Below are 26,309 nucleotides of genomic sequence, written 5' to 3' on the forward strand. Positions count from 1 at the left end.
GTCAGGCAGGGCGGTTGTCGTCGGCGTCCAGGACCGCCTGGGTCCAGCCGCCCTCCGTTACGCCGGTACCGTCGAGTACCGCCCAGTCGACCACGTCCGCCGCCTCGATCGTCACGGGGGAGCCGATGCGGACCGTGGGGTCGGTGTCGGCGTCGGTGACGCTGGCCCCGACGATCCGCTCCGGGGACTCCCACGAGGTCACCCCCGCCCAGACGTACTCGGGGCCCTCGTCGGCCGGCAGGCCGTACTTGACCACGAGCTGTGACTCGCCGGGCAGCCCATCGGCCAGGAACCGGGCCCGGATGTCGTCCAGGCCGGCCCGGGCGGTGGCGATCGCCGTGCTCATCGCGTCGCCCCGGCGGGCGTACCGCTTGTCCGGCTGGATGCCGTTGAACAGGGTGGCGCAGGCCGCCGCGAAGTACCTTCCCGCCGGCCCCGGGTGCCCCGGCGGCGGGCGCAGGCTCAGGAACGAGTCGGCCTCCGGGTCCGTGGCCGGGTCCAGCTCCAGCCGCAGCAGCACCGGCGCGGTCGCCCCGTGCTGCTCCGGGTTGCCGTACGCCACCGCGATGTCGTGCCCGGTGATCGTGGCGAGCACCGGAAGCTGCACGAACGCCGGCACCTCCTCGCCGGCCAGCCCGTCGGTCCAGTCCCGCAGCAGCCGTCGGGCCGCCCCGGTCATCACCGCGCCCCAGGCCCTGGTGAGGTGGTCGGGCACCCCCTGGGTCTGCAACTCCAGCAGCCCGAACCGGCGCAGCCCCTTGGTGGTGAACCACAGCCCGTCGGCGTCCGAGGAGTACGGCACCAGCACCCAGTCGACCAGCCGGATCCGGCCCTGCTCGTCCGGCAGCGAACGAAGCGCCGCCGCCGGGTCGAGGAACTGAAGGCCGAAGACGTCCACCACGTCGCCGCCGACGGTCTCGGCGACCGCGGCGGCCACCGCGCGGGCCGCCCACTCGTGCGCGGGCGGCCAGCCCGGCCGGTACTCCGCCTGCACCACCACCAGGTGGGTGGCCGCGGCGAGCCGGTCGAGCTGTGCCCCGGTCGCCCCGAACGCGGTCAGCAGGTCCGGCGGCAGCGCGGGGAACTCGGAGATCGGCCGGGTGTCCACGCTCATCAGCGGGCTGTCCAGCATCTGGGTGGCCAGCCCGTGCACCGGCTCGGCGAGCCGGTCGGCCAGCGCCCGCACGGCCGTCTTCGCGCTGACCCTCGGCAGCCCCGCCATCGGCACCAGGTAGGTGGCGCTGAGCGACTCGGGGACCGGGACGGGCAGGAAGTCGTCGGTGATGAGCATGTGGGTCCCCCGTCTCCCCGCGCCGGCCTGTCGCCCGAACGCTACCCGGCCCGGCGGGTCCGGATCAGCGGGTCAGCACCAGACCCAGGTAGACCAGCGTGGTGACCAGCTCCACGGCGGCGCCGAGCACGTCGCCGGTGATCCCGCCGAGTCGGCGTACCACGTGGCGCAGCAGCGGGGCCGCGACGGCGACGGCGGCGAGCACGACGAGCGGCCCCTGCCACGGGCGGCCCGGCACGGCGGCGACCGCGACGACCGCGACGGCGGCCGTGCCGAGCGCCGCCGCGACCGGGCCGACGGTGCCGGCGACCAGCGCGCCCAGCCCGTCCGGCCGGGCCGCCGGCACCCCGCGCCGGCAGGCCAGGGTGACCCCGAGCCGGCCGGCCGCCGTCGCCGTCACCACCGCCGCGAGCGCCGCCGGCCACGACCGGTCCGCCAGCTCCGCGAGCGCCGCCGCCTGCACCAGCAGTACGACCACCAGCGCGGCCACCCCGAACGGGCCGACGTCCGGCTTCTTCATGATCTCCAGCGCCGCCGCCCCACGCCGGTACGACCCGAGCGCGTCCACGGTGTCGGCCAGCCCGTCCAGGTGCAACCCTCGGGTGAGCAGGGCGCCCACCGCGACCGTCACCCCCGCCGCGACCAGCGGTGCGGCGGCGGCGGCGAGGAGCAGCAGAGTCCCGGCCAGCATCGCCCCGAGCAGCGCGCCGATCGCCGGGGCCAGTGCCATCGCGGCGCCCGCCGTGGCCCGGTCCACCCGGCCGGGGCGTACCGGCAGGACGGTGAACGTGGTGAGCGCGAGCCGGACCCCGTCGGCGTACCTTCGTCCGGCCGGCCCGGCGTGCCCGGTCCGGTCGTCGGGTTCAGCCGGCACGCCAGCCGGCCGGGTCCGGCTGGGTGGGCTGGTCCGGTCCGGTGGTGGCGGGCCCGGTGGTAGCCGGCCCGGGTTCGGCGGGTTCGGGTTCGGCGGGTTCGGGGCCGGTCGGTTCGGGGGTGGCCGGTCCGGGGCCGGCCGGCTCCGGCTCGCGGAAGTCGGGTTCCCCGTCGCCCGGGTCCTCCCCGCCGTCGCCCTCGCGGCCGGGCTCCTCGCCGGCGGGACCGGGGTGGGCGGGCTCCGGGCGGGTGGGCAGCGCGGCGGCCAGCGACAGCACCGAGCGCAGCAGTGGCAGCGCGGCCAGCGCGTTGGCGCCCTCGCCCAGGTCGAGGCGCAGGTCCAGCAGCGGGGTCAGCCCCAGCACGTCGGCGGCGAGCCGGACCGCCGGGTGGCCGCCGCAGTCGGCGAGCAGGCACCAGTGTCGGGCCTGCCCGGCCAGGTCCCGGCTGACCATGCCGGCGGCCAGGCCGACCGGGCCGTCCAGCAGCACCGGGATCCGGCGGGCGGTCGCGCCGAGCAGCACACCGGTGGCCACCGCGATGTCCCCGCCGCCCAGTTCGGCCAGCACGTCCTTGGCGTCCCGGGGGGAGCGCCGGGTCCGGTGCATCGCGTCCCGGACCGCCGCGCAGCGGCGCATCCAGGCCGCGTCGTCGATCTCGCCGTTCGCCGTCACCACCCGGCCGAGCACGGCCGGCGGCTCCGCGCCGGCGGTCGCCGCGAGCACCGCCGCCGCAGCGGCGTCGGCCCCGGCTCCGCACGACGCCAGCACCAGCAGCTGTACGCCCGCGTCGGCGGCCTCCTCGGCCAGCCACCAGCCGTACCGCAGGGCCTTCTCCACCGTCTCGTGGTCCAGCGCCGCAACGCCCTCCATCGGTTCGGCGGCCGGCGCGTCCACCACCTGGAGGCTGGCGCCGCTCTCGGCGGCCAGCCGGGCCAGCACGCCCTGGCCGGCGCGGGCCTGCGCGGCCCGCCGGGCCGACTCGCCGGGCACCGAGCCGGCGGCGGCGCCCCCGGCGTGGTCGCCGTGCAGCAGCAGCACCCGCACGGTGCCCCACGGCGCCGGGGTGGCGGTGCCCTGAGTGGCGGCGGCGAAGCCGACCACCCGTTCCAGCACGCCCAGCCCGGCGCCGGGCACGTCCAGGGTGGCGAGCCGCTCCACCGCCTGCGGCCCGGCGTACTCGTCGGGCATGGGCAGTTCCATGCCGGCCTGGATGACCAGGCCCGTGGCGACCACCGGCAGCGCCGTGGTGGGCGCCGACCACGGCACGCCGGACGGCTCCGGCGGGGCGGTCGGGGTGAGCACGTCCGGCAGCGTGGCCTCCCGCTCGCCGTCGTCGGGCCGGGCGGCGGCCGGTTCCGAACGCGCGGACGCGTCCCCGGTCCCCGTCACCGGCGCGCCCTGCCCGGCCCCGAGGCCCTGCCCGGCCTGCGCGCCCTGCCCCTGACCGACCTGCGCCGGGACGGTGGCGGTGGCGCGCGGGACGGCGGAGGGCTTCAACCAGCACGCCTGGCCGGCGACCACCAGGACCACCGCGTCGCACGCGTCGGCGACGGCCCGGTTGGCCGCCCCGAGGGCATCGGTGAACGCCCGGCCCAGCGGGGTGGTCGGCACCAGCGACAGCCCCACCTCGGGGCTGACCAGGACCACCCGTGCCGGGCAGTCGCGGAGCGCCGCGGCCAGCTCGGCGATGGTCGCCGTGTCGTCCGCCGGCTGGTGGGCCGGGTCGAGCAACACCGTCACCCAGCCGCCGAGGTCGTCGACGAGCAGCGTGTCGTTCGGCCCCGCCGAGGAGACGACGTCGGCCAGCCGGCGCGGCTCGTCGGCGGTCTCCTCGGTGGTCCAGCTCCCCGGGCGGCGGCTCCGGTGCGCCTCCAGCCGGGCCGCCCACTCGGCGTCCTCCGGAGCGCCGGGCGCCGACGTCGCCACGTAGCGCACCGTGGGCGCGTCGGCCACCAGCGACTCCGCGAACTCGGACTTGCCGGAGCGGATACCGCCGAGCACCAGGACCGTGTTCCACCCGTCAACGGACATGCCCGTACCTTAAAGCCGCCGGACGCCGCGCCGCCCGCCGGCCCGGCTCACCCGCAGTGCTCGAAGGGGCTGCCGTAGCCGACCCGCCGACCCGCCGCACGCAGGTCCGGTCCGCGTCCGTCCGGACGGGCCCGGCGTAGCACGCGAAGGAACCGCTGTCGGTGCTGCGGGCCGTCCCCTTCACCTCCAGGTACGCCGACACGGCCGACTTGACGCCGACGGCGGTGTCCTTGAGCGTCACCACGCAGTTCCGGCCGGTCGCGGCCCCCGGGCACGGAGCGTCGGGCCGTCCGGCGCCGCGGCCGACTACGCTTGCGGGGTTCGTCACAGGGGACTTCAGCGGCGAGGGGAGACGCGGCATGGCGTGGAGCTGGCGGTACGAGGGCGCGAACGGCGAGTCGACCGAGGGGCCGACGGAGACGTTCGGGAGCCAGGCGGACGCCGAGTCGTGGATCGGTCAGGCCTGGCGGGAGCTCGCGGCGTCCGGCGTCACCTCGGTCGCGCTCGTCGAGGACGACCGGGTCGACTACCGGATGAGCCTGCAGCCCCCGGCCGAGTGATGGTGTCGGACCGTCCGGACGGCGGCGAGCCGCTCGTGCTCGGCGTGCCCCGGGCGGCGTTCCGGCCCAGCCCGGTGTTCCTGGCGTTGGTCGCGCTGTTCGTGACCAGCGCCGTGCTGGCCTGGAACCGGATCGGCAGCGTCCGGTTCGACGTGTTCCTGCTCGTCGTCTCGGGCTGGCTGGTGTCGCTCTGCCTGCACGAGTACGCCCACGCCGTGGTCGCGTACCGGGCCGGGGACCGCAGCGTCGCGCACCGGGGTTACCTGACGCTCAACCCGTTCAAGTACACCCACCCCCTGCTGTCGATCGTGCTGCCGGTGGTGGTGGTGCTGCTCGGCGGGATCGGCCTGCCCGGCGGCGCGGTGTGGGTGGACCGGCACGCCATCCCGGGGCGGCTGCGGCACACCCTGGTCAGCCTCGCCGGCCCGGCCACCAACGTGCTGTTCACCCTGCTGCTGGTGGCCGTGCTGCGGATCGGGTTCGGCGGGGGTGGGCCGGTGGAGTTCTGGGCCGGGCTGGCGCTGCTGGCGTTCCTCCAGCTCACCGCCAGCGTGCTGAACCTGCTGCCCGTGCCCGGCCTGGACGGCGGCAACATGATCCAGCCGTGGCTGAACCCCCAGTGGCGGCGGATGTACGACCTGTTCGCCCCGTACGGGTTCATCCTGCTCTTCGCGCTGCTGTGGAACCCGCGCATCGGCGGCTGGTTCTTCGACGCGGTCTTCGCCGTGGCGAACCTGCTCGGCCTGCCCCCGTGGCTCTACTCCGCCGGCCTGGAGCTGATCCGCTTCTGGCGCGGCTGATCCGGGTCCGGCCGACGCGTATGCGTCGGCCGGACCCGAGGGTCACGGCCGCTGGGGCGGGGACTGGGTCTTCGCCGGGTCGCGCTCGACGATCGGGTCGAAGATGTCGTCGATCGCCTTCAGCAGGCCCTCGTCCAGCTTCACTCCGGCCGCCTTGACGTTGTCGCGTACCTGCTCCGGGCGGGACGCGCCGATGATCGCCGAGGAGACGTTCGGGTTCTGCAGCACCCAGGCGATGGCGAGCTGCGGCATGGTCAGCCCGGCCTGTTCGGCCAGCGGCTTGAGCTGCTGCACCCGGGTCAGCACGTCGTCGGTGAGGAACTTGGCGATGAAGCTGGCCCCGGACTTCTCATCGGTGGCCCGGGAGCCGGCCGGCGGCGGCTGGCCCGGCAGGTACTTGCCGGAGAGCACGCCCTGGGCCATCGGCGACCAGACGATCTGCCCGAGGCCCAACTCCTCGCTGGTCGGGACGACCTCGGTCTCGATGACCCGCCACAGGATCGAGTACTGCGGCTGGTTGGAGACCAGCGGGATGCGCAGCTCACGGGCGAGCCGGTGGGCCTCGCGGATCTCCGACGCCTTCCACTCGGAGACGCCGATGTAGTGCGCCTTGCCGGAGTGCACGACGTCGGCGAAGGCCTCCATCGTCTCCTCCAGCGGCGTGCTGTGGTCGTACCGGTGGGCCTGGTAGAGGTCCACGTAGTCGGTCTGCAACCGGCGCAGCGAGCCGTTGATCGACTCCATGATGTGCTTGCGGGACAGGCCGCGGTCGTTGCGGCCCGGACCGGTCGGCCAGTAGACCTTGGTGAAGATCTCCAGACCCTCGCGGCGCTCGCCCTTGAGGGCCCGTCCGAGCACCTCCTCGGCCTTCGTGCCGGCGTACACGTCGGCGGTGTCGAAGGTGGTGATGCCCGTCTCCAGCGCGGCCCGGACGCAGGCGGTCGCCGCGTCCTCCTCGACCTGCGAGCCGTGGGTGATCCAGTTGCCGTACGAGATCTCGCTGACCAGCAGGCCCGAGCGGCCCAGGTGTCGGAATTTCATGCTCCGACCCTAGCCCGGTCGGATCACGGTCACCGGCCGGCGGGCCGGCGCACCGGCACGGGTCACAGCAGCGGGCTGGTGTCGGCCAGGAGCCGGTCGATCTGCTCCACCACCCGGTCCCGGCTCGGGTGCACCGGGTCGAGCAACGGCTCGCCCCGCCGGTCGAGCGCGCCCCAGCGGCCGGCGTCGTCGCCGACCAGGAACGCGACCGGGTGCACGACCAGCGCGGGGTGCGTCGGCGCCACGACCGTCCGGCCGGTGCGGTCCACCACCCCGCGTCGGCCGTTCAGCTCCACCACGGCCAGGCCCTCGTCGGTGAAGCCGTCGACGTAGCGGCCGTCGGCGAGCGCCGTGGTGAGGCCGTGGTACCGGGTCGGCACGACCACCACGCCGGCCCGGTCGACGGCTCCCCAGCCGCCGTCGGCCCGGACCGCCGCCACGCCGTGCCGGAACGGGCGTACGTCGTCGAAGCCCGGCGGGATCACCACGATGTTGGACGGGTCGATCGCCATCCAGTCGCCGGTGCCGTCCATCGAGACCCAGGCCAGGCCGTCGGAGAACGAGCCGACCGCGCGGTAGCCGTTGTTCGCCTCGATCAGGGTGCGCCCGGCCTCGTCGATCAGCGCCCAGCGGGCGCCGTCCGGGCGGCGTACCCAGGCCATCCCTTCGCGGAACGGCTGCACCTCGGCGTAGTCGGTGCCGACGACCAGGTTGCCGTCGGCGTCGGCGTACCCCCACCGGTCCAGGTCCTCGTCGTACGTGGGCACCGGCGGCCGGCCGGTGCGCAGGATCTCGTCCCGGCTGCGCGGGTACGGGCCGAAGCCGTCCCGGCCGGCCCGCTCGGCGACGGCGTCGAGGGCCACCCGGGTCCGGCCGGTCAGCTCGGCGTCGGCCGCCCGGTGCAGGTCCAGCGCCCGCTCGAAGTGGTGACACGCCTCGATGAGCCGGCCCTGGTCGAAGCTGCTCCGCCCGGCGTGCTCGTGCAGGGCCGCGCGCAGCCGGTCGGGCAGTTCGGTCGAGTTGGCCTCGGCGAACAGCCGGTCGGCCTCGGCGAACTCGCCCCGCCAGCGCAGCACGTGGGCCAGCCGCGCCCGCGCCAGCGCGGTCCGCCGCAACTCGCCGGTGGTCTCGGCGTACGTCAGGGCGAGCCGGGCGTCGTCGAGCGCGTCGTCGAGGTCGCCGAGGATCCGGGACGTGACGGCCCGCAGGCTGAGCAGCCGGGCCCGGGACCGGTTGTCCAGGGCGACGGCCAGCTTGGCGGTCAGCCCGTCCCGTACCGCACGCAACCGCCCCGGGTCGTCGGTCTCCTCCCGCAGGGTCTCCGGGTGCAGGCGCCACCGCAACGCCGCGAGCGCCCGCTCCGGGTCGGCCGCCACGGCCGCCCCGTCGGCCGGGGCGACGCCTCGCCGGTCCTGCCCGACCCACGCGCCCACGCCGGGGGCGGACCCCGGGGTGGCGGGCGACACCGGCCGCCCGGGCGGCCCGGAGACGGGGTACGCCGGCACCCCCGACACGGGGTACGCCGGCAGCCCGGAGACCGGCCGCACCGGCGGTCCCGAGACGGGCCGCGTGGGGGGTCCCGAGACGGGCCGCGTGGGGGGTCCCGAGACGGGCCGCGTGGGGGGTCCCGAGACGGGCCGTGCCGGCGGTATGGAGACGGGCCGTGTCGGCGGCGCGGAGACGGGCCGTGTCGGCTGCTCCGGCATCGGTAGCGCCGACACCGGTGCCGCCGCCGCCCCGCCCCTCGGCGCGGATGCCGGTCCCTCCTCCGTTGGCGCAGCGACGGGCGAGGTTCCCGAGGTGGCCGTCGTGGCCGGCGGGCGGGCCGCCTCCGGGGCCGGCGGCTCGGGGGTCGGCGGTGCGGGCCTGTTCGGTCGGAACCAGGCGTCCGAGTGGTCCGGTGCGGGCGCGGGGGCGGTCGCGGCCGACGGCGGCTCGTCGACCGGCTGTCGGCCCGGTGGCCGCGCCTCCTGCCGGGACTGCGAGGTCGGCTCGCTTGCCGACGTCTCCTCAACGGCCCGGACGGCGAGACTCCCGTGTTCGTCGGCGACGGCACTCGCCTCGTCGGGGACGCCACTCGCCTCGTCGGCGACAACGCGCGGTTCGTCGGCGGCGACACTCACCTCGGCGGCGGCACTCACCTCGGCGGGAGCGACGTGCGGTTCGTCCACCCGGACCTGCGGCTCAACGGCTCCGACCAGCGGCCCGTCGACGTCGACGAGACCGTGGACGTCCGTGCCGTCGGCGTCCACCCCGGGGCTGTCGGCGGCCACGCCGACGGCGGCAGCATCGTTGAGGTCCACGGCGCGGCCGGTGTCCCCGGCTCCGGGCAGCGGACCGGCCGGCGGCTCCGGGCAGCCGACGATGGCATCCGGCCGGTCGTCGTCCGCCCCGTTGACGTCCGTCGGGCTGGCGTCCGGCTCTGCGGAGTGTGCATCGACTGGGCCCGAAGCCGGCTCGACCGGCGGCTCAGAGGCGGCCTGGACCGCAGACAACGGCTCAGGGACCACAGGCAGCGGGTCGGTCGCCGCCGCGTCGGGCTCCGCCCGGCGCGGAACCGGCCGTGCTTCCGTGCGCTGGGCGGGGCTGTCGTCCTCGGTTCGCAGGGGCGCCGACAACTCGCCCGGGTCCGGCGTCCCGACACCGGCGTCCGGCTCCGCGGCCTCGGGCGCCGGGCCGGGCACGACGGGTGCCCCGGCGGCGACCGGAAGGCGACCTGCCGGGGTGGGCGGAACCGGCCCGGCAACCTCCACCGGTACGGACTCGTCGGCCACCGCGTCCACCGGGCCCGCCGCTGTCGGTGTGCCGGCGGGCGGGGCTGACCCCACCAGCGGTTCGTCCCGCTGTTCGGGTGCGGATACGTGCTCGGCCGGCTCGGGGGCCGGCAGGAACTCCAGTCGAAGCCGGGGCGCTGGCGGCCCGGAGACCGGCTCGACCGGAGCACCGGACGCCACGCCCCCGGGCGGCCCTGAGACGGGCCGTACCGGCGGCGTGGGTCGGCTGGGCGGCTCGGACACCGCCGGTGCCGGCGGCCCGGACACCGGCGCGACGGACGTCGGGCCCGTGGCCGCCCGCGTGACGGGCGCCGGCGCCACCGGCTGGGCGGGGACGGGCGGCGCGGGTGGCCCGGAGACCGGCGGGCCGGACACGGGGGCACCCGCAACCGGCATGCCGCGTGTCGGCCGTTCGGTACCGAACGCGCCGGGAGCCGGCGGCCCGGCCGGCGGCGGCCCATAGCTCGGAGGACCCGAGACGGGCCGCCCCGGAACAGACCGTCCGGCCACGGGTGGACCCGCCACCGCCCGGTCCGGCCCCGGCGAATCCGAGACCGGGGCGCCCGAGACCGGGGCGCCCGAGACCGGGGCGCCCGAGACCGGGGCGCCCGAAACCGGAACGGCCGAGACCGGCGCGTCGGTCGTGGGCGGGGTGCGGTGCTCGTCGTGCGATGCGTCGGCGGCCGGCTCGACCGGTGGCCGGTGCGGCGCAGCCGGTCGGTGCGTCGGCGGGCCGAACCGGGGCGCGTCGCTGGGCGGCTGGTCGGTGCCTGGGCGCTCGGCCGGCCGGTCCGGGTGGACCTGGTGGACCGGGTAGGCCGGGCGGACCGGCCGGATCGGGTCCGGCCCGGGGCGGCGCGCGGCCGGCTGGTCGCCTTCGGGTACGGGCCGGACCGGGGCCTCGGGCGGGTGCCCGGCGAACCGCCGGTCGTCGCGGAGCGGCTGCGTGCCCCGTTCGTCGCGCGGCGGCGGGGCTAGCCGTTCGTCGCGAGGTGGCGGGGCGAGCCGTTCGTCGCGGGCGGGCGGAATGGGCCGGTCCTCGCGGGTCGACGGGGTGTCCCGGTCGACCGGCGCAGGACGTCCGTACCGGTCCGTGGCGGATCGTTCATCGGCCCGGCCTTCGATCGGTGCGTCCGGGCGGCGCAGGTCGGCCCGGGAGGCGTCCGCGAACCAGGGGTCCTGTCGCGTGCCGTCGACCCGTTCCGCGCGGCCGACCGGCCGCGTGCCGTCGATCGGCCGCGCCTCGGGGCGGGCCGGGTCGGTCGGGCTCGCGGCGGGGCGGGGACCGTCGCCGGGGCGCACTGGTTCCCGATCCGGGCCCGGCATCCGGCCCAGGTCCGGCCGTAGGGGACCGGGCTCCGGCCAGGGCAGACCGCCGTCGCGGGCCGGCGCCGGCCGACCGGTCGGGTGGCGGTACGGCTCCGCCCACGAGGCGGCCTCCCGGCCGGCGTCCCGGTGCGGTTGCCCGTCCCGATCCACGGGGCGGTGCGGCATCCCGGCAGCGGGTCGGCCGCCGTCCGGCTGGCCGACGCCGGGCCGACCGGCATCCCGCCGCCCGTGCTCGGGCACCGTCCCGTCGACGGGACGTGCGGGGCCGGTTCCGGGCGACGGCGTCCAGCCGCCGCGGTCCGGCCCCGGCCGGCCGTCGCGCTCCTGGCTCGGCCGGCCGTCGCGCTCCTGGCTGGCCCGGCCGTCGCGCTCCGGGCTCGGGCGGCCGTCGCGGTCCAGGCTGGGCCGGTGACTTTCCGGCCGGCCGGGTCGGTCCGGTCCGGGTCGGTCCGGTCCGGGTCGGTCGGGTCGGGGCAGGTCGGGTCCGGGCCGCTCGGAACCGCTTCGGTCGCCGGTCGTCCGGTCGTAGGAGCGGTGACGGCGCTCCTCGGGCTCGGGCAGCCACCCCGGCTCCTGCCGGTGCGCGGGGGACACCGGCGCCGCCGGCTCGGACGGGGGAGTCCGCCGGCCTGGGCCGGCCAGGTGCCGCTGGTCGTACCGGTCACCGTGCCAGCCGGCCGTCGGGCCGCGATCCACCGTCCACTCGGGCCGGCGCGGCTCGTGGCGCGCGGGCAGGTCCGCATCGGGCCGCAGCGGGTACGCCTCGACCGGCCCCCGGTCCGCCGGGTGCTGGTCGGGGCCCCACCCGCTGCCGTCGCGGCTCCGGCGGCCGGACCGGTCGTGGTCCGTCGTCTCGGGCCGGCGGTCCCCGCCCCGCAGGCCGTACCCGCGCTCGTCGTGTTCCGCGGCCCTGGCCCCCCGCGGGCGCCACGCCTGTTCGCGCTCGTCGCGGCCGGGCCGGTCGGGATCCCGCTCGTCGCGGCCCCGGCGCTCGTCGACGGGGGTGGCGTGGTCCCGGGCCGGGCCGGCCCAGGCCGGGCGCGCGTCGGGCCGGCGCGGTTCGGCCGGACCCGCGCGGCGGTCGTCCCCACCGCGCCGGGCGTGGCCGTCCGGGGCGGGGGCCTCCCGGGGGTACGTCCCGTCGCGCCCACCCGGCGCCGGGCTCACCGGTCCGGCGTCGGGGCTGAACGGCTGCGCCTCGGCCCGGCCGACGACGGTGGCCCGGCCACGGTGCTGGGGCGGCAGGCGTCGCAGGTTCCGCAGCCCGATGTCGCCGGGGTAGCGCTGCCCCGGGAACTGCGGCTGCCACTCCGAGGTCGGCTCGAAGACCCAGGACGGTTCGACCGGGTCGCGCCAGCGGTCGTAGAAGTCGCCGCTCATCGCAAGGCCTCGTCGCCGCTCGCGTGGCGAGCCCCGGCGCCCGGCTCGCGTCGCTCGCTCACGGCGATGTCACCTCGTTGGAAATTGTCGCGCTGGGCGCCCCGCCCGCCGGTAAAGTCGCCCGGTCCGGCATGGCGTGGCTGCGGAAGGAGGGTAACGGCGTGGGCTCTGTCACCGCCACTGCGGCACCGCCCACCGAGTCAAACATTATCCTATGGTTTCGGACATTCAGTGCCATAGCGGGATCGGGATTCCGACGATACGCCACGTACCGCCAGGCGGCGGTGGCCGGTGCCGTCACCAACACCGTCTTCGGGTTCCTGCGCTGCTACGTCCTCCTCGCCGTGGCCGGGGCGGCTGGCAGCGCCGCAGGCTACGACCGGGAGCAGCTCGCCACCTTCGTCTGGGCCGGGCAGGGCCTGCTGGCGGTGGTCCTGTTCTGGAGCTGGACCGACCTGGCCGACCGGATCCGCACCGGTGAGGTGGCCAGCGACCTGCTGCGGCCGGTCCACCCGGTGACCAGCTACCTCGCCACCGACCTGGGCCGGGCGGGCTGGGCCGGCGTGTCCCGGCTGCTGCCGCCGATCGTGGTGGGCCCGATCTTCTTCGACGTGCACCTGCCCGCCCGCTGGCCGACCGTGCCGCTGTTCGCCGTCTCCGTGCTGCTCGCGGTGGTGATCTCCTTCGGCTGCCGGTTCCTGGTCAACGCCACCGCGTACTGGCTCGACGACGTCCGGGGGCCGCAGATCCTCTGGACGCTCGCCTCGGGCGTGCTCGCCGGGCTCTACTTCCCGCTGCCCTTCCTGCCCGACGCGTTCTACCTGGCGTTGCAGTTCGGCACCCCGTTCCCGAGCCTGTTGCAGACCCCGCTCGACGTGCTGGTCGAGCGGGACCAGACGGCCACCCAGGTCGGGTTGGTCGCGGTGCAGGTCGGCTGGGCGGTCGCGGTCCTGGCGCTGTGTCGGCTGGTGCAGCGTCGCGCCGAGGGCCGGCTGGTGGTGCAGGGTGGCTGAGCCGGTCGTCCTGCCCCGGCAGCGGCCACCGGGGAGCCCTCGGCGCCCGTCCGGCCGGCTGGCCGCGTACCGGGCGCTGCTCGGGGCGCAGGCGCGGTCCCAGGCCGCCTACCGGACGTCGTTCGTGGTGGACCTGGTCGGCAACGTCGGAGCCACGGTCTTCGACGTGGTGACCGTGCTGGTGATCTTCGGGGTCACCCGGGAGCTGGGCGGGTTCACCCTCCGCGAGGCGCTGGTCATGGTCGGGCTCTCCACCGCCGCGTTCGCCATCGCCGACCTGCTCGTCGGCAACGTCGAGCGGCTGCCCCGGTACGTGCGTACCGGCCTGTTCGACGCCGTGCTGCTGCGTCCGCTCGGCGCGCTGCCCCAGCTCCTGCTGATGGATCTGCCGCTGCGCAAGGTGTCCCGGGTGGTCTTCGGCCTGGGAGTGCTGGTGGTGGCGGTCGGCTCGGCGGGCATCGACTGGACCCCGGGCCGGGCGGCGCTCGTGGTCCTCGCCCCGCTGGCCGGGGTGGTCTTCTTCGGGTCGGTCTTCGTGGCCACCGCCACCGTCTCGTTCTACTGGACGGAGTCGGGGGAGCTGGCCAACTCGATCACCTACGGCGGCAAGGACTTCACGTCGTACCCGGCCACCGTCTACGACGGCTGGTTCCGGGCGGCCTTCGCGTACGGGCTGGGGTTCGCCTTCGTCAGCTACCAGCCGGCGCTGGCGCTGCTCGGCCGCGCCGACCCGCTCGGCCTGCCGGCCTGGGCCGGCTGGGCCGCCCCGGCGGTCGCGCTGGTCGCCGCCGCGCTCGCCGCCATTGCCTGGCGCGTCGGGGTCCGCCACTACCGGAGTACGGGGTCATGAGCGTCATCGAGGCACGCAACCTGCGCAAGGAGTTCACGGTCCGGGTGAAGGCGGGGCGGCTGCGCCGCGAGAAGCGCACCGTCGGCGCGGTCGACGGGGTCGACCTGCTCGTCGAGCGGGGCGAGATGCTGGGCTACATCGGCCCGAACGGCGCCGGCAAGTCCACCACCCTGAAGATGCTCACCGGCGTGCTCACCCCCAGCTCCGGCGAGGTGCGCGTCTGCGGCCTGCGCCCGGTGCCCGAGCGCACCCGGCTGGCGTTGCGCATCGGCGTGGTCTTCGGCCAGCGCTCCCAGCTCTGGTGGGACCTGCCGCTGGGCGACTCGTTCGACCTGCTGCGGCACGTCTACCGGGTGCCGGCCGACGCGCACGCCGCCCGGCTGCGCCGCTGCCGCGACCTGCTCGACCTGGACGGCTTCCTGGACACCCCGGTCCGGCAGCTCTCCCTGGGCCAGCGGATGCGCGGCGAGCTGACCGCCGCCCTGCTGCACGGCCCGGAGGTGCTCTTCCTCGACGAGCCGACCATCGGGCTGGACGTGGTGAGCAAGCAGGCGGTCCGGGGCTTCCTGGGCGAGCTGGGCCGGGCCGGCGACACCACCCTGGTGCTCACCACCCACGACCTGGCCGACATCGAGCGGCTGTGCCGGCGGCTCGTGGTGATCGACCACGGCCGGGTGGTGCACGACGGCACGATCGCCGCCCTGCACGACCGGTACGGCTCGCGCCGCCTCGTCGTCGCCGATCTGGACGCGGCCCTGCCGGAGCCGCCGGAGCTGCCCGGCGCCCCGCTGCGCCGGGTCGAGGCGGACGGGCACCGGCTGGTCTTCGCGCTGGAGTCGACGGGTGCCGCCGAGGTGGTGGCCGCCCTGGCCGGGCTGGCCACCCTGCGCGACATCTCGATCGTCGAGCCGGACATCGAGGAGGTCGTCGCCCGCCTCTACGGCCGGGGGGAGGGGCCCCTCGTCGACGCTTCCGGGGCGGCCTCGTGACGGCCGCCCGGGCAGGCGCGGGTCAGACCGGGTCGCCGACCTTGACCCGGGGCTCCGGTGCGCGCATCCGGCGGAAGGTGATCGACCGCATGATCGCGTACAGGTAGAGCGAGCCCATCCGCTCACCGCTGTTCGGGAAGCGGGCCTGGACCAGCTTCTTGATCTTGCGGCTGATCAGGATCGAGTCGATCACCACGCCGAGGGCGAGCACGCCCCAGAGGATGTTCGAGATCAGCCGGACGATCGGCGGCATCGCCTGGTTCGAGCCGAGCAGCACGATCAGCGCCCCGCCGAAGAACCAGGTGCCGATCGTACGGCGGGAGTCGACCACGTTGCGGGCCAGCAGCTTCACCGGGCCCCGGTCGCGGGGGCCGCCCTCGCGGCGGAACTCGGCCGACGACTCGGCGCGCAACCGCCGCCGCCGCTCCCGGGCCTCCTCCTTGCTCAGCGGCTTGGTCGGGCCGGCCGGCCTGCGGCCGGCGACGGGCCGCTTCGGCGTCTCCCGCCCCAGCTCCTTCTTGCTCGGGGTGTAGCTGCGGCGGGCGGGCGCGGACGCCTCGTCGGGCGTCACCGAGGTGACGGACTCGTCGACGAGGTCGGAGGACTTGCGGCGAAACAGCGACGGCACGAGGAAAGGGTAGCCACCCGCCCGCGCCCGGTGCACATCGCGGTGCACCGGGCGCGGTCAGGCAGTGAGCGAGGTTACCGGCGGCCCCCGCCGCGAGCGGCGTTACGGCCGCTCGACGTGGGCGCCCAGGTCGGCCAGCTTGGCCTCGAAGTCCTCGTAGCCCCGGTTGATCAGGTCGACGCCGTACACCCGGGAGGTGCCCTCGGCGGCGAGCGCGGCGATCAGGTGGCTGAACCCGGCGCGCAGGTCCGGGATGACCAGGTCGGCCGCGTGCAGCTTGCTCGGGCCGGCGATCACCGCGGAGTGCTTGAAGTTGCGCCGGCCGAACCGGCACGGGGTGCCGCCGAGGCAGTCGCGGTAGACCTGGATGTTGGCGCCCATCGTGTTCAGCGCCTCGGTGTAGCCGAGCCGCTGCTCGTACACCGTCTCGTGGACGATCGACAGGCCCCGGGCCTGGGTCAGCGCCACGACGAGGGGCTGCTGCCAGTCGGTCATGAAGCCGGGGTGCACGTCGGTCTCCAGCGCCACGGCGTTCAGCTCGCCGCCCGGGTGCCAGAACCGGATGCCGCCCTCCTGGCCCGGGTCGCCCAGCTTCGGCGGCCGGGAGTCGGTCACCTCGTACTCGCCGCCGACCGAACGGAAGATGTTCAGGAAGGTCATCATGTCGGCCTGCTGCGCGCCGAGCACCTCGACGTGGCCGCGGGTGGCCAGCGCCGCCGCCGCCCAGCTCGCCGCCTCGATCCGGTCCGGGATCGGCCGGTGGGTGTAGCCGTGCAGCTTCGGCACGCCCTGGATCTCGATCACCCGGTCGGTGTGCACCTTGATGATCGCGCCCATCTTCTGCAGGATGCAGATCAGGTCGATGATCTCCGGCTCGACCGCGGCGTTGCGCAGCTCGGTGACGCCCTCGGCCATCACGGCGGTGAGCAGCACCTGCTCGGTCGCGCCGACGCTCGGGTACGGCAGGGCGAACTTGGTGCCGTGCAGCCCGTTCGGGGCGGACAGGTGCAGCCCCTCCGGGGTCTTCTCGACCGTGGCGCCGAACTCGCGCAGCGCCTGGAGGTGGAAGTCGATCGGGCGCGGCCCGATGTGGCAGCCGCCCAGGTCCGGGATGAACGCGTGGCCGAGCCGGTGCAGCAGCGGCCCGCAGAACAGGATCGGGATGCGGCTGGAGCCGGCGTGCACGTTGATCTGGTCGGTGCTGGCGCTCTCGACGTTGGCCGGGTCGAAGACCAGCTCACCGATCTCCGCGCCGTCGGTGACCTTGACCCCGTGCAGGCCGAGCAGCCCGCGGACCACCTCGACGTCGCGGATGCGCGGCACGTCGAACAGGCGGCTGGGGCTGTCGCCCAGCAGGGCGGCGACCATCGCCTTGGAAACCAGGTTCTTCGCGCCGCGCACGCGGATCCGCCCTTCGAGCGGAGTACCTCCGTGTACGACCAGGACGTCATCGGTCAACGCAACCTCCAGCGCGTCGGTGCTGCCGTGTTTGTGGTGTTGCGGGAGTTGTCAGTGGTACCCGCGGTGCGGCCGGCGGTAAACGGGCCCGCGCGTGTCGTCGCCCCGGCAGCATAGCCCTCGGTGACCGGCTTGGATGGGGTCACATCGCCCCGGAGGGCACGAAACGGGTTGTCACGTGCGCAAACGCACCCCGAGTGTCACTCAGGGTGATCAGGTTGTCCGTGCTTCGGGGTCGGCGGCGGGGAGGGCCAGCATCTGGTCCAGCGCCACCCGGGCGTGGTGCGCGGTGTCCGGGTCCACCGTGATCTGGTTCACCACCCGGCCGGCCACCAGCTCCTCCAGCGCCCACACCAGGTGCGGCAAATCGATCCGGTTCATCGTCGAGCAGTAGCAGACCGCCTTGTCCAGGAACATGATCTGCTTGTCCGGGTGGGCCAGCGCCAGCCGGCGCACCAGGTTCAGCTCGGTGCCGATCGCCCACGCCGATCCGGCCGGGGCGGCCTCGACGGCCCTGATGATGTACTCCGTCGACCCCACGAAGTCGGCGGCGTTGACCACCTCGTGCCGGCACTCCGGGTGCACCAGCACGTTCACCCCCGGCACCCGCTCGCGGACGTCGTTGACGCTGTCCAGCGTGAACCGGCCGTGCACCGAGCAGTGCCCGCGCCACAGGATCATCTTCGCGTCGCGGAGCTGCTCGGCGGTGAGCCCGCCGTTCGGCTTGTGCGGGTCGTAGAGCACGCAGTCGTCGAGCGAGAAGCCCATCTCCAGCACGGCGGTGTTGCGGCCCAGGTGCTGGTCGGGCAGGAACAGCACCTTCGACCCCCGCCCGTACGCCCAGTCCAGCGCCCGCTTGGCGTTGGACGAGGTGCAGACCACGCCGCCGTTGCGGCCGACGAAGCCCTTGATGTCGGCCGAGGAGTTCATGTACGTCACCGGGACGGTGTCCTGCGCCACGCCCAGCTCGGTCAGCACGTCCCAGGCGGTCTCGACCTGGGACAGCACCGCCATGTCCGCCATCGAGCAACCGGCGGCCAGGTCGGGCAGGATCACCTTCTGGCTGCCGGTGGTGAGGATGTCGGCGCTCTCGGCCATGAAGTGCACGCCGCAGAAGACGATGTACTCCGCGTCCGGCCGGGCCGCCGCCTCGCGGGCGAGCTTGAACGAGTCGCCGGTCACGTCGGCGAACTGGATCACCTCGTCGCGCTGGTAGTGGTGGCCCAGCACGAAGACGCTGTCGCCCAGCGCCGCCTTCGCTGCCGCCGCCCGGGCCACCAGGTCGGGATCGCTGGGTGCCGGCAGGTCGCCCGGACACTCCACACCACGCTCGGTGGCGGGGTCGCCCCCGCGGCCGAGCAGCAGCAGGGCCGTTGCGGTGTTCGAGGGTTCCGCCCACGTCGAAGTCACGCCCTCATGGTTCCACAGCCGGGAAGGGGGCTCGTGGCGGTGTGGGCTGCCACACTGTCTCGCCCCGAAGTGCCCTGCCACACTGCTCGCCATGCGTGTGCTGCTTTGTCCCGACAAGTTCGCCGGCACGCTGCCGGCTCAGGAGGTCGCCGCGGCGGTGGCCGAGGGCTGGCGGGAGGTGGCCGACGGGGACGACCTGCTCATCCGCCCGCTCGCCGACGGTGGGCCCGGCTTCGTGGCCGTCCTCGCCGAGGCGCTCGGCGGGCGTCGGGTGCCGGTGCCGACCGTCGACCCGCTCGGCCGGCCGGCCGACGGTGAGATCCTGCTCACCGACGACGGCACGGCGTACCTGGAGAGCGCCCAGGCCTGCGGCCTGCACCTGCTCGCCGCCGCCGAGCGCGACCCGAAGGCCACCACCTCGTACGGGCTCGGCGCGCTGGTCACCGCCGCCGTGGAGCACGGCGCCCGGACGGTGGTGATCGGGCTCGGCGGTTCGGGCACCAACGACGGCGGGGCCGGCCTGCTCACCGCGCTCGGCGTCACCGCGCTCGACGAGGCCGGCCGGGCCCTGCCGTACGGCGGGGCTGCGCTGGCCGGGATCGCCGGGCTGGACGGCGCGCCCCGGCTACGCGGCGCCACCCTGGTCGCCGCCACCGACGTGGACAACCCGCTGCTCGGGCTGCACGGCGCCAGCAGCGTCTACGGCCCGCAGAAGGGCGCGACCCGCTCCGACGTGCTGCTGCTCGACGCCGCGCTGGAGCGCTTCGCCGGCGTGCTGGAGCGGCACCTGCCCGGCTGCCCGGCGGGCCTCGGCGCGCTGCCCGGCGGCGGCGCGGCCGGCGGCCTCGGCGCGGCGATCCTGGCTCTCGGCGGCCGGTGCGAGTCCGGCATCGGCCTGGTCACCGAGGCCATCGGGCTGTCCGCCGCGCTCGACGCGGTGGACCTGGTGGTCACCGGCGAGGGCTCCTTCGACCACCAGTCGCTGCGCGGCAAGGTCGTAGCCGGGGTGGCCGGGGCCGCCCGGGACCGGGGGGTGCCCTGCGTGGTGCTGGCAGGACAGGTGAGCACCGGGCGGCGCGAGGCCGCCTCGGCCGGGGTCACCGACGCGTACAGCCTGGTGGAGCACTTCGGCGGGGAGGCGCGCGGCGGGCTGGAGGCGGCGCTCAGCCGCCCGGCGGAGGGGCTGCGTCAGCTCGGCGCCCGCCTGGCCCGCCAGTGGAGCCGCTGAGCGCCGGCCGGACACCGGGCGGCTGACGACCCGGCCCCCCGCTTTCACCTATCCTCCTAGGACGGACCGGCGGTTGTGCGGGGCCGGGGTCACGTCGACCGGTGGCCCCGGCCGGGGCGGCGTACCATCGAGTCTGCGACCACATCGGGAATCACTGGACGACGCGAGACGTTGGCCAGTGCGTCCAGACCCAGACCGCGCAGGGAGATTTCCACGTGACCACGCCAGCGCAGACCGAGTCGACCGAGTCGACCGAGGCCCCTACTTCCGTCGTCCTCACCGACGTCGCCGCGCAGAAGGTCAAGGCCCTGATCGAGCAGGAGGGCCGTGACGACCTGCGGCTCCGGGTGGCGGTGCAGCCGGGCGGTTGCTCCGGCCTGCGTTACCAGCTCTTCTTCGACGAGCGCTCGCTCGACGGGGACGTCGTCACCGACTACGACGGTGTCGAGGTCGTCGTCGACCGGATGAGCGCCCCCTACCTGTCCGGCGCCACCATCGACTTCGCCGACCGGATCGACGCCCAGGGCTTCACCATCGACAACCCGAACGCGGGTAGCTCCTGCGCCTGCGGCGACTCGTTCAGCTGAGTCGACGCCCCTCGGCCGATGCGGCGCGGGGCCACCCCCGACCCGGGGGTGGCCCCGCTGTCCTTTTTGCGGGACGGCTTCACCGTCCGTAGCCGACCACGGGTGTCGTCACGGTGGGCCGACCAGTGCGGATCCGCTCCCCGGCGAACGCCGGCCGGCCGACCGGCGACACGGGGTCAACCGGAACGTGAACGATCGCTCTCGACCCAGGACCACGACACCGGACGGCCCGGTAGGCTGACCCGCGCCGTGCTCCCGACCGCGAGGGTTGACATGAAGATCGCCGTGACCGGCTCGATCGCGACCGACCACCTGATGAGCTTCCCGGGCCGGTTCGCCGACCAGCTCATCGCCGACCAGCTCGACAAGGTCTCGCTGTCCTTTCTCGTGGACGACCTGGTGCTGCGCCGCGGCGGGGTTGCCGCCAACATCGCCTTCGGCATGGCCCAGCTGGGCCTGAGCCCGATCCTGCTCGGCGCGGTCGGCGCAGACTTCGCCGACTACCGTTCCTGGCTGGAGCGGCACGGCGTCGACTGCGACTCGGTGCACGTCAGCGAGGTGGCACACACCGCCCGGTTCGTCTGCACCACCGACACCGACATGTGCCAGATCGCCTCCTTCTACGCGGGCGCGATGAGCGAGGCACGCAACATCGAGCTGGCCCCGGTCGCGAAGCGGCTCGGCGGGCTCGACCTCGTGCTGGTCGGCGCCAACGACCCGGCGGCGATGCTGCGGCACTCCGCCGAGTGCCGTGATCGTGGGTACGCCTTCGTCGCCGACCCGTCCCAGCAGCTTGCCCGGATGGGCGGCGACGACGTGGTGGGCCTGATCGACGGCGCCGAGTTCCTGATGACCAACGAGTACGAGAAGTCGCTGCTGCAGAGCAAGGCCGGCCTCACCGACGCGCAGCTGCTGGACCGGGTGAAGGTCCGGGTGACCACGCTGGGCAGCAACGGCGCGGAGATCGCCGGCCGGGACTTCGACACCATCCACGTGCCGATCGCCCGGGAGACGAGGGCGGTCGACCCCACCGGCGTCGGGGACGGCTTCCGGGCCGGATTCTTCGCCGGGCTCTCCTGGGGCCTGGGTCTGGAGCGGTCCGCCCAGGTCGGCTCCCTGCTGGCCACCCTGGTGCTGGAGACCGTCGGCACCCAGGAGTACGAGGTGCGCCACGACCTGTTCGTCAAGCGGCTCGCCGAGTCGTACGGCGACGTCGCCGCCGACGACGTCCGCCCGCACCTGCTCCCGTAGGGAGTACGCGGTGATCGTTTGCGCCTGACCGGCGCGACACGCCGAGGCTGGTGCCGGTCAGGCGCAAACGATCGACAGATTCCGTAGTGCTCCACGCCCGGCGGCTGCGCCTGATCTGGATCGACGAGTGAGTCAGTGGGTGCGGCGGACGTCGTAACCGGGGCCCTCGGGGTGGGCGGCGACGAACTCCTGGCCGCGCATCCGGCACCAGGCGGGGATGTCGACGGCCGCCGCCGGATCGTCGGCGAGCACCCGCAGCACCGCGCCGACCGGCAGCTCCGGCAGCCGTCGGGCCAGCCCGATCACCGGCAGCGGGCAGCGCTGCCCCCGACAGTCCAGCACCCCGTCCGGCCCGGTCACCCCGTCCGGCCCGGTCACAGCCCCACCACTCCCGCCTCGGCGCGCAGCTCCGCGACGATCCCGGGCAGCTCGGCGAGGAACCGCTCGACGTCCGCCCCGGTCGTCTCCCGGTGCAGCGACACCCGCACGTTGCCGTGCGAGAGCACCCCCATCGCCTCCAGCACGTGCGACGGGCGCAGCGTCGACGACGTGCAGGACGAGCCCGAGGAGACCGCGAACCCCCGGCGGTCCAGCGCGTGCAGCAGCGCCTCGCCGTCGACGTACAGGCAGGAGAAGGTGACCAGGTGGGGGAGCCGGTCGACCGCGTCGCCGACCACCTCCACGTCCGGCACCTCGGCCGCCACCCGGGCCCGGACGAGGTCCACCAGCGGAGCCAGCCGGGCCGCCTCGGCCGCCGCGTCGGCCGCCGCCGCGCGCAGGCTCGCCGCCGCCGCCACCACCGCGGGCAGGTTCACCACCCCGGGGGTACGCCCCGACTCCCGCTCGTCGGCCGGCCACGGCGACTCCCACCGGGTCCCCTTGCGCACCACCAGCAGCCCGACGCCGGGCGGGCCGCCCCACTTGTGCGCGCTGGCGGTCAGCACCGACCAGCCGCCCGGCACCGGGGCCCGCCCGACGATCTGGGCCGCGTCGACGTACAGCGGCACCCCGGCGGCGGCGCACGCGGCGGCGGCCTCGGTCACCGGCTGCACCGTGCCCACCTCGTGACTGGCCCCGATCAGGGCGGCGAGGGCCACCCCCGGGGCGGCGACCGCAGCCGACCAGGTGGCCGGGTCGATCCGGCCGAGCCGGTCCACCGGCACGGAGGTCGCCGTGCCGCCCGCGGCGACGTGCCGCTCGGCGGCGTGCAGCACGGCCGAGTGCTCGATCGCCGAGTGCACCAGGGTCCCGCCCGCCCGGCGCCGCCCGGCCAGGCCGCCGAGCACGGCCGAGTGCGCCGCGGTCGTACCGCTCGGGGTGAAGGACAGCTCGTCGGCGCGGACACCGAGGGTGGCCGCGGCGGCCTCGCGGGCGGCGTCGAGCAACTGCCGGGCCCGGCGGGCCTGCGCGTAGAGCCTGGCCGGATCGGCCCAGCCGTCGTCGAGGGCGGCCAGCAGGGCCTGCCGGGCAACCGGATGCAGCGGCGCGGCGGTGGCCGCGTCCAGGTAGACAGGGGGTGCGCTCACGGCCCCGACGCTATCGCGCCGGTATGCCCAAGATCCCCCCGATGGGGGCGGACAGTGACCCCAACACGGTCAGGCCCGTCATGGTCGAGTAATCTGCGACCGTCGGTGACGCCTTTGCCGCAGGTACGGGGACAACAACCACCGCGGCGCGCTAGGGAGGCAGGACCAGGTGGTCGCAAGGAGTTCGGAGGTACGGCCGTCCGCCGTACGGCACAGCGCTTCTCCGGGAGCGGGTGGAGGCCGGCGGCGTGGTGCTGGCCGGCTCGCCGGGCTCGGCCTCGGCGGCGCGGCCCTGCTGGTCCTGCTCACGGGTTGCGACGTCGGCAAGACGTTCGGCGGCTTCGGCTGGCCTCAGGGCGGCATCACGCCCGAGTCGCACCGGATGTACGACCTGTGGATCGCGTCCTGCATCGCGGCGCTCGCGGTCGGCGTGTTCGTCTGGGGCCTGATCTTCTGGTGCGTGGTGCGCTACCGGAAGCGGGGCAACGAGCTGCCGGTGCAGACCCGCTACAACATGCCGATGGAGTTCCTCTACACGATCGCCCCGATCCTGATCGTGTCGGTGCTCTTCTACTACACGGCGGTCGTGCAGACCGACGTGGTGAAGACGACGAAGAACCCGGACATCACGGTCGAGGTCGTCGCCTTCAAGTGGAACTGGCAGTTCAACTACCGCGACGGCCAGGGCAAGGACGCGAACACCGTGGCGTCGGTGCTCGGCACCAGCGAGGTCATCCCGATCCTGGTCCTGCCGACCGACCGGTCCATCCGGTTCGAGGAGACCAGCAAGGACGTCGTCCACTCCTTCTGGGTGCCGGAGATGCTGTTCAAGCGGGACGTCATGCCGGGCAACATCCGCAACGTCTTCGAGGTCTCCAGCCTCGACGCCGAGGGCGCGTACGTCGGTCGCTGCGCCGAGCTGTGCGGCACCTACCACGCGTTCATGAACTTCGAGCTGCGGGTGGTCTCTCCGGAGAAGTACGACCAGTTCCTGGCCGCGAAGCGGGACGGCAAGTCGACGCAGGAGGCGCTCACCGCGATCGGTGAGGACCCGTACGCCTCCACCACGCGGCCGTTCGACACGCGGCGCGGCACGGCCAACTTCAACCCGGACGACGTTGCCGCCGGCGCGGGAAGCTGAGGGAGCGGGCATGAAGACCGAGTGGCGTATCTTCCTGATCATCGCCGGGTTCCTCTTCGGCGTGACGGTCCTCTACGGCGCCTGGACGTACGGCGACTCCGGCGGACACGTCGAGTGGATCGGCACCGTCGCGCTGCTGCTGTCGTTCCTGCTGTGCGCGATGTGTGGTGGCTTCTTCTGGTTCGTCTCCCGCCGCATCGACCTGCGGCCGGAGGACCGGCCGGACGGCGAGATCGCCGACGGCGCCGGCGAGATCGGCTTCTTCAGCCCGGGCAGCTACTGGCCGTTGGGGCTGGCATTGTCCGCCGCGATCGCCGGTCTCGGTCTGGCGTTCTGGCAGTTCTGGCTGATCGGCCTGGGCCTGGTGTCCGTCATCTTCGCCGCCTGCGGCCTGCTCTTCGAGTACTACACCGGAACCCGCCGCACCGCCGAGCACTGACCGGCGACCCGGCACTTCCGGAAGCCCGCGACCCCGAAGGGGGCGCGGGCTTCCGTGCGTCCGAAGGGATCGCGGGCGGAGTGCGCGCGCAGGTCGGGTAGCACGCCGACGCGATGGCGGGGCGCGCGGCGCCGGGGTCGGGCCGGTCAGGCCGCGCGGTGCCGCGGCGCGCGGTGGTGGCGGCGGCCGGCGGGCTGGTCGGCCGGGAAGGTGAACGTGCCGATCACCACGGCCGCGCCGCAGCGGGTGCAGGCCAGATCCGGGCAGTCGGCCCCGTGGCCGTCGGCGCAGGGTGGCGCCTCGAACGGCTGCACGCCCTCGCAGGTGTCGCAGTAGAGCTCGCGGTCCGACACGGGCGTCTCCTCTCGTCGCTGGACGCCGTCGTGGTCGCGCGGTGCCGCCGGGCGGCTGACCGGGGACCCACGGGGGACGTCGGCCGGCGTGGTGCCGGCGGGCCCGGCCGGCAGTCGGGGCCGGAACGGGCGCGGAAAATTACTCGGATGTAGTTTCCCACGGGGGTCCGACACGTCCGCCGGTGCCTCGCCCGGTCCGGCCGCCGGTGGTCAGGCGGAGCGGGCGATCTCGATCCAGCGGTCCAGCGAGGCGGCGGCGGCGCCGGAGTCGATCGACTCGGCGGCCCTGGCCATCCCGGCGCGCAGCGCCTCGACCAGGTCGCCGTCGAGCGGGCCCTGGGTGGCCAGCGCGGCGGCGGCGTTGACGAGCACCGCGTCCCGCACCGGGCCGGTCTCGCCGGCCAGCAGCCGCCGGGCCACGCCGGCGTTGTACGCCGCGTCCCCGCCCCGCAGCTCGGCGAGGGTGGACCGGGGCACCCCGAGGTCGGTGGCGTCCACCAGGGCCTCCCTGACGGTGCCCGCCTGGGCCACCCAGACCCGGGTGGGCGCGGCGGTGGTGAACTCGTCGAGGCCGTCCTCGCCCCGCAGCACCAGCACCGAGTCGCCCCGACCGGCGAAGACGGCCGCCATCACCGGTGCCATCCGCAGGTCGAAGCAGCCGACCGCGCCGGACCGGGGCCGGGCCGGGTTGGTCAGCGGGCCGAGGAAGTTGAAGAAGGTGGGCACGCCCAGCTCGCGCCGGGTCGGGCCGGTGTGCCGCATGCCCGGGTGGAACCGGCCGGCGAAGCAGAAGCCGATGCCGGCCTCGGCCACGCACCGGGCCACCCCCTCGGGGGACAGGTCCAGCGGCAGGCCCAGGAACTCCAGCAGGTCGGCCGTGCCGCACAGGGATGAGGCGGCCCGATTGCCGTGCTTGACCACCCGGACCCCGGTGCCGGCCACCACGAGGGCGGCCATGGTGGAGATGTTCACGGTGTGGGCGAGGTCACCGCCGGTGCCGACCACGTCGAGCGCGGACGCCCGCAGCTCCTCCGGCAGCTCGACGGGCACCGCCTCGCCGAGCATCGCCTCGACCAGCCCGGCCAGCTCGGCCGGGGTCTCGCCCTTGGCCCGCAGCGCGACGGCGAAGCCGGCGATCTGCGCCGAACCCGCCGAGCCGGCCATGATCTCGCCCATCGCCCAGGCGGTGTCCGCGGTGGAGAGTTCCTCGCCGCCCAGCAGCGCGGAGATCAGGTGCGGCCAGGTCCGTTCGCCCATGACGGGCCTCCCGATCGGGCGTGGGGTGCGGAAACGGGGTGCGACCGGTGAGGGCCGCGAGTCGGGCCGGGCGTCGCCGGTGGCGCCCGGCCGCGGTG

At 75.2% G+C, this 26,309-nt stretch carries 24 protein-coding genes; 12 read left to right on the forward strand and 12 right to left on the reverse strand.

What is annotated here, in order from left to right:
* Position 1: 1 nt before the first annotated feature.
* From ABT023_RS07595 to ABT023_RS07605, 3 genes are all read right to left on the reverse strand, one after another.
* Positions 2-1,291 (reverse strand): DUF2314 domain-containing protein, encoded by a 1,290-nt coding sequence (locus ABT023_RS07595; RefSeq protein WP_350882775.1) that lies wholly within the window; start codon positions 1,289-1,291, stop codon positions 2-4.
* Positions 1,292-1,355: 64 nt separating this feature from the next.
* Positions 1,356-2,165 (reverse strand): adenosylcobinamide-GDP ribazoletransferase, encoded by an 810-nt coding sequence (locus ABT023_RS07600; RefSeq protein ID WP_350882777.1) that lies wholly within the window; start codon positions 2,163-2,165, stop codon positions 1,356-1,358.
* Positions 2,155-4,197 (reverse strand): bifunctional adenosylcobinamide kinase/adenosylcobinamide-phosphate guanylyltransferase, encoded by a 2,043-nt coding sequence (locus ABT023_RS07605; RefSeq protein ID WP_350882779.1) that lies wholly within the window; start codon positions 4,195-4,197, stop codon positions 2,155-2,157. Before ABT023_RS07605 ends, ABT023_RS07600 begins: the two co-directional genes overlap by 11 nt.
* 359 nt (positions 4,198-4,556) lie before the next feature.
* On the opposite strand from ABT023_RS07605, the gene ABT023_RS07610 reads away from it, so the two are divergent.
* Both ABT023_RS07610 and ABT023_RS07615 read left to right on the forward strand, forming a co-directional pair.
* Positions 4,557-4,757 (forward strand): hypothetical protein, encoded by a 201-nt coding sequence (locus tag ABT023_RS07610; protein ID WP_350882781.1) that lies wholly within the window; start codon positions 4,557-4,559, stop codon positions 4,755-4,757.
* Positions 4,757-5,557: a site-2 protease family protein gene (locus tag ABT023_RS07615; protein ID WP_350882783.1), complete on the forward strand. Its 801-nt coding sequence runs from the start codon at positions 4,757-4,759 to the stop codon at positions 5,555-5,557. Before ABT023_RS07610 ends, ABT023_RS07615 begins: the two co-directional genes overlap by 1 nt.
* Before the next feature lie 42 nt (positions 5,558-5,599).
* Here the strand turns inward: ABT023_RS07615 and ABT023_RS07620 are convergent, their stop codons facing one another.
* Together ABT023_RS07620 and ABT023_RS07625 are read right to left on the reverse strand one after the other, a co-directional pair.
* The gene (locus tag ABT023_RS07620) at positions 5,600-6,598 is read right to left on the reverse strand and encodes an aldo/keto reductase family protein (protein WP_350882785.1); all 999 of its coding nucleotides are present in this window, start codon (positions 6,596-6,598) and stop codon (positions 5,600-5,602) included.
* A 62-nt stretch (positions 6,599-6,660) separates the two neighbouring features.
* The gene (locus ABT023_RS07625) at positions 6,661-8,304 is read right to left on the reverse strand and encodes a WG repeat-containing protein (protein ID WP_502890614.1); all 1,644 of its coding nucleotides are present in this window, start codon (positions 8,302-8,304) and stop codon (positions 6,661-6,663) included.
* A 330-nt stretch (positions 8,305-8,634) separates the two neighbouring features.
* Between ABT023_RS07625 and ABT023_RS07630 the strand changes: the two genes are divergently transcribed.
* The 5 genes from ABT023_RS07630 (at position 8,635) to ABT023_RS07650 (ending at position 14,933) form a co-directional block, all read left to right on the forward strand.
* A complete protein-coding gene (locus tag ABT023_RS07630) occupies positions 8,635-9,420 on the forward strand; it encodes a hypothetical protein (RefSeq protein ID WP_350882789.1) in 786 nt (261 codons plus the stop codon).
* Between the two features lie 609 nt (positions 9,421-10,029).
* Positions 10,030-10,350 carry a hypothetical protein gene (locus tag ABT023_RS07635; protein ID WP_350882791.1) on the forward strand — a complete coding sequence of 107 codons (321 nt, stop codon included), beginning with the start codon at positions 10,030-10,032 and terminating at the stop codon, positions 10,348-10,350.
* Between the two features lie 1,892 nt (positions 10,351-12,242).
* Positions 12,243-13,094, forward strand: coding sequence for an ABC transporter permease (locus tag ABT023_RS07640; protein ID WP_502890612.1), 852 nt, complete (start codon positions 12,243-12,245; stop codon positions 13,092-13,094).
* On the forward strand, positions 13,087-13,944 hold the full coding sequence (locus ABT023_RS07645) for an ABC transporter permease (RefSeq protein WP_502890613.1): 858 nt from the start codon (positions 13,087-13,089) through the stop codon (positions 13,942-13,944). The genes ABT023_RS07640 and ABT023_RS07645 overlap by 8 nt, the downstream gene beginning before the upstream one ends.
* Positions 13,941-14,933 (forward strand): ABC transporter ATP-binding protein, encoded by a 993-nt coding sequence (locus ABT023_RS07650; protein ID WP_350882795.1) that lies wholly within the window; start codon positions 13,941-13,943, stop codon positions 14,931-14,933. Before ABT023_RS07645 ends, ABT023_RS07650 begins: the two co-directional genes overlap by 4 nt.
* 22 nt (positions 14,934-14,955) lie before the next feature.
* Here the strand turns inward: ABT023_RS07650 and ABT023_RS07655 are convergent, their stop codons facing one another.
* From ABT023_RS07655 to nadA, 3 genes are all read right to left on the reverse strand, one after another.
* A complete protein-coding gene (locus ABT023_RS07655; RefSeq protein WP_350882797.1) occupies positions 14,956-15,561 on the reverse strand; it encodes a DUF3043 domain-containing protein in 606 nt (201 codons plus the stop codon).
* Between the two features lie 102 nt (positions 15,562-15,663).
* The gene (murA, locus tag ABT023_RS07660; RefSeq protein WP_350882799.1) at positions 15,664-17,019 is read right to left on the reverse strand and encodes a UDP-N-acetylglucosamine 1-carboxyvinyltransferase; all 1,356 of its coding nucleotides are present in this window, start codon (positions 17,017-17,019) and stop codon (positions 15,664-15,666) included.
* A gap of 213 nt (positions 17,020-17,232) precedes the next feature.
* The gene (nadA, locus tag ABT023_RS07665; protein WP_350882801.1) at positions 17,233-18,429 is read right to left on the reverse strand and encodes a quinolinate synthase NadA; all 1,197 of its coding nucleotides are present in this window, start codon (positions 18,427-18,429) and stop codon (positions 17,233-17,235) included.
* A 91-nt stretch (positions 18,430-18,520) separates the two neighbouring features.
* Here nadA and ABT023_RS07670 point away from each other — a divergent pair, with 91 nt between their 5' ends.
* The 3 genes from ABT023_RS07670 to ABT023_RS07680 all read left to right on the forward strand — a co-directional run bounded on the left by ABT023_RS07670 (position 18,521) and on the right by ABT023_RS07680 (position 21,495).
* Positions 18,521-19,657, forward strand: coding sequence for a glycerate kinase family protein (locus tag ABT023_RS07670; protein WP_350882803.1), 1,137 nt, complete (start codon positions 18,521-18,523; stop codon positions 19,655-19,657).
* A 215-nt stretch (positions 19,658-19,872) separates the two neighbouring features.
* Positions 19,873-20,244: an iron-sulfur cluster insertion protein ErpA gene (gene erpA, locus ABT023_RS07675; protein WP_350882805.1), complete on the forward strand. Its 372-nt coding sequence runs from the start codon at positions 19,873-19,875 to the stop codon at positions 20,242-20,244.
* Between the two features lie 273 nt (positions 20,245-20,517).
* Entirely contained in the window at positions 20,518-21,495 is a 978-nt protein-coding gene (locus tag ABT023_RS07680; RefSeq protein ID WP_350882807.1) for a carbohydrate kinase family protein, read from the forward strand.
* Positions 21,496-21,627: 132 nt separating this feature from the next.
* On the opposite strand, the gene ABT023_RS07685 is transcribed toward ABT023_RS07680, so the two are convergent.
* Together ABT023_RS07685 and ABT023_RS07690 are read right to left on the reverse strand one after the other, a co-directional pair.
* Positions 21,628-21,855 (reverse strand): sulfurtransferase TusA family protein, encoded by a 228-nt coding sequence (locus ABT023_RS07685; RefSeq protein ID WP_350882934.1) that lies wholly within the window; start codon positions 21,853-21,855, stop codon positions 21,628-21,630.
* A 14-nt stretch (positions 21,856-21,869) separates the two neighbouring features.
* Positions 21,870-23,021: a cysteine desulfurase family protein gene (locus tag ABT023_RS07690; RefSeq protein WP_350882809.1), complete on the reverse strand. Its 1,152-nt coding sequence runs from the start codon at positions 23,019-23,021 to the stop codon at positions 21,870-21,872.
* Between the two features lie 169 nt (positions 23,022-23,190).
* On the opposite strand from ABT023_RS07690, the gene ctaC reads away from it, so the two are divergent.
* Together ctaC and ABT023_RS07700 are read left to right on the forward strand one after the other, a co-directional pair.
* On the forward strand, positions 23,191-24,162 hold the full coding sequence (ctaC, locus tag ABT023_RS07695; protein ID WP_350882811.1) for an aa3-type cytochrome oxidase subunit II: 972 nt from the start codon (positions 23,191-23,193) through the stop codon (positions 24,160-24,162).
* Between the two features lie 10 nt (positions 24,163-24,172).
* The gene (locus ABT023_RS07700; RefSeq protein ID WP_350882813.1) at positions 24,173-24,601 is read left to right on the forward strand and encodes a cytochrome c oxidase subunit 4; all 429 of its coding nucleotides are present in this window, start codon (positions 24,173-24,175) and stop codon (positions 24,599-24,601) included.
* Positions 24,602-24,747: 146 nt separating this feature from the next.
* Here ABT023_RS07700 and ABT023_RS07705 read toward each other — a convergent pair whose 3' ends face one another.
* Positions 24,748-24,954 carry a hypothetical protein gene (locus ABT023_RS07705; protein ID WP_350882815.1) on the reverse strand — a complete coding sequence of 69 codons (207 nt, stop codon included), beginning with the start codon at positions 24,952-24,954 and terminating at the stop codon, positions 24,748-24,750.
* 210 nt (positions 24,955-25,164) lie between these two features.
* Entirely contained in the window at positions 25,165-26,211 is a 1,047-nt protein-coding gene (gene trpD, locus ABT023_RS07710) for an anthranilate phosphoribosyltransferase (RefSeq protein WP_350882817.1), read from the reverse strand.
* Positions 26,212-26,309: the final 98 nt, after the last annotated feature.

This window comes from Micromonospora sp. NPDC002296 (genome assembly GCF_040296145.1).
GTDB lineage: Bacteria > Actinomycetota > Actinomycetes > Mycobacteriales > Micromonosporaceae > Micromonospora.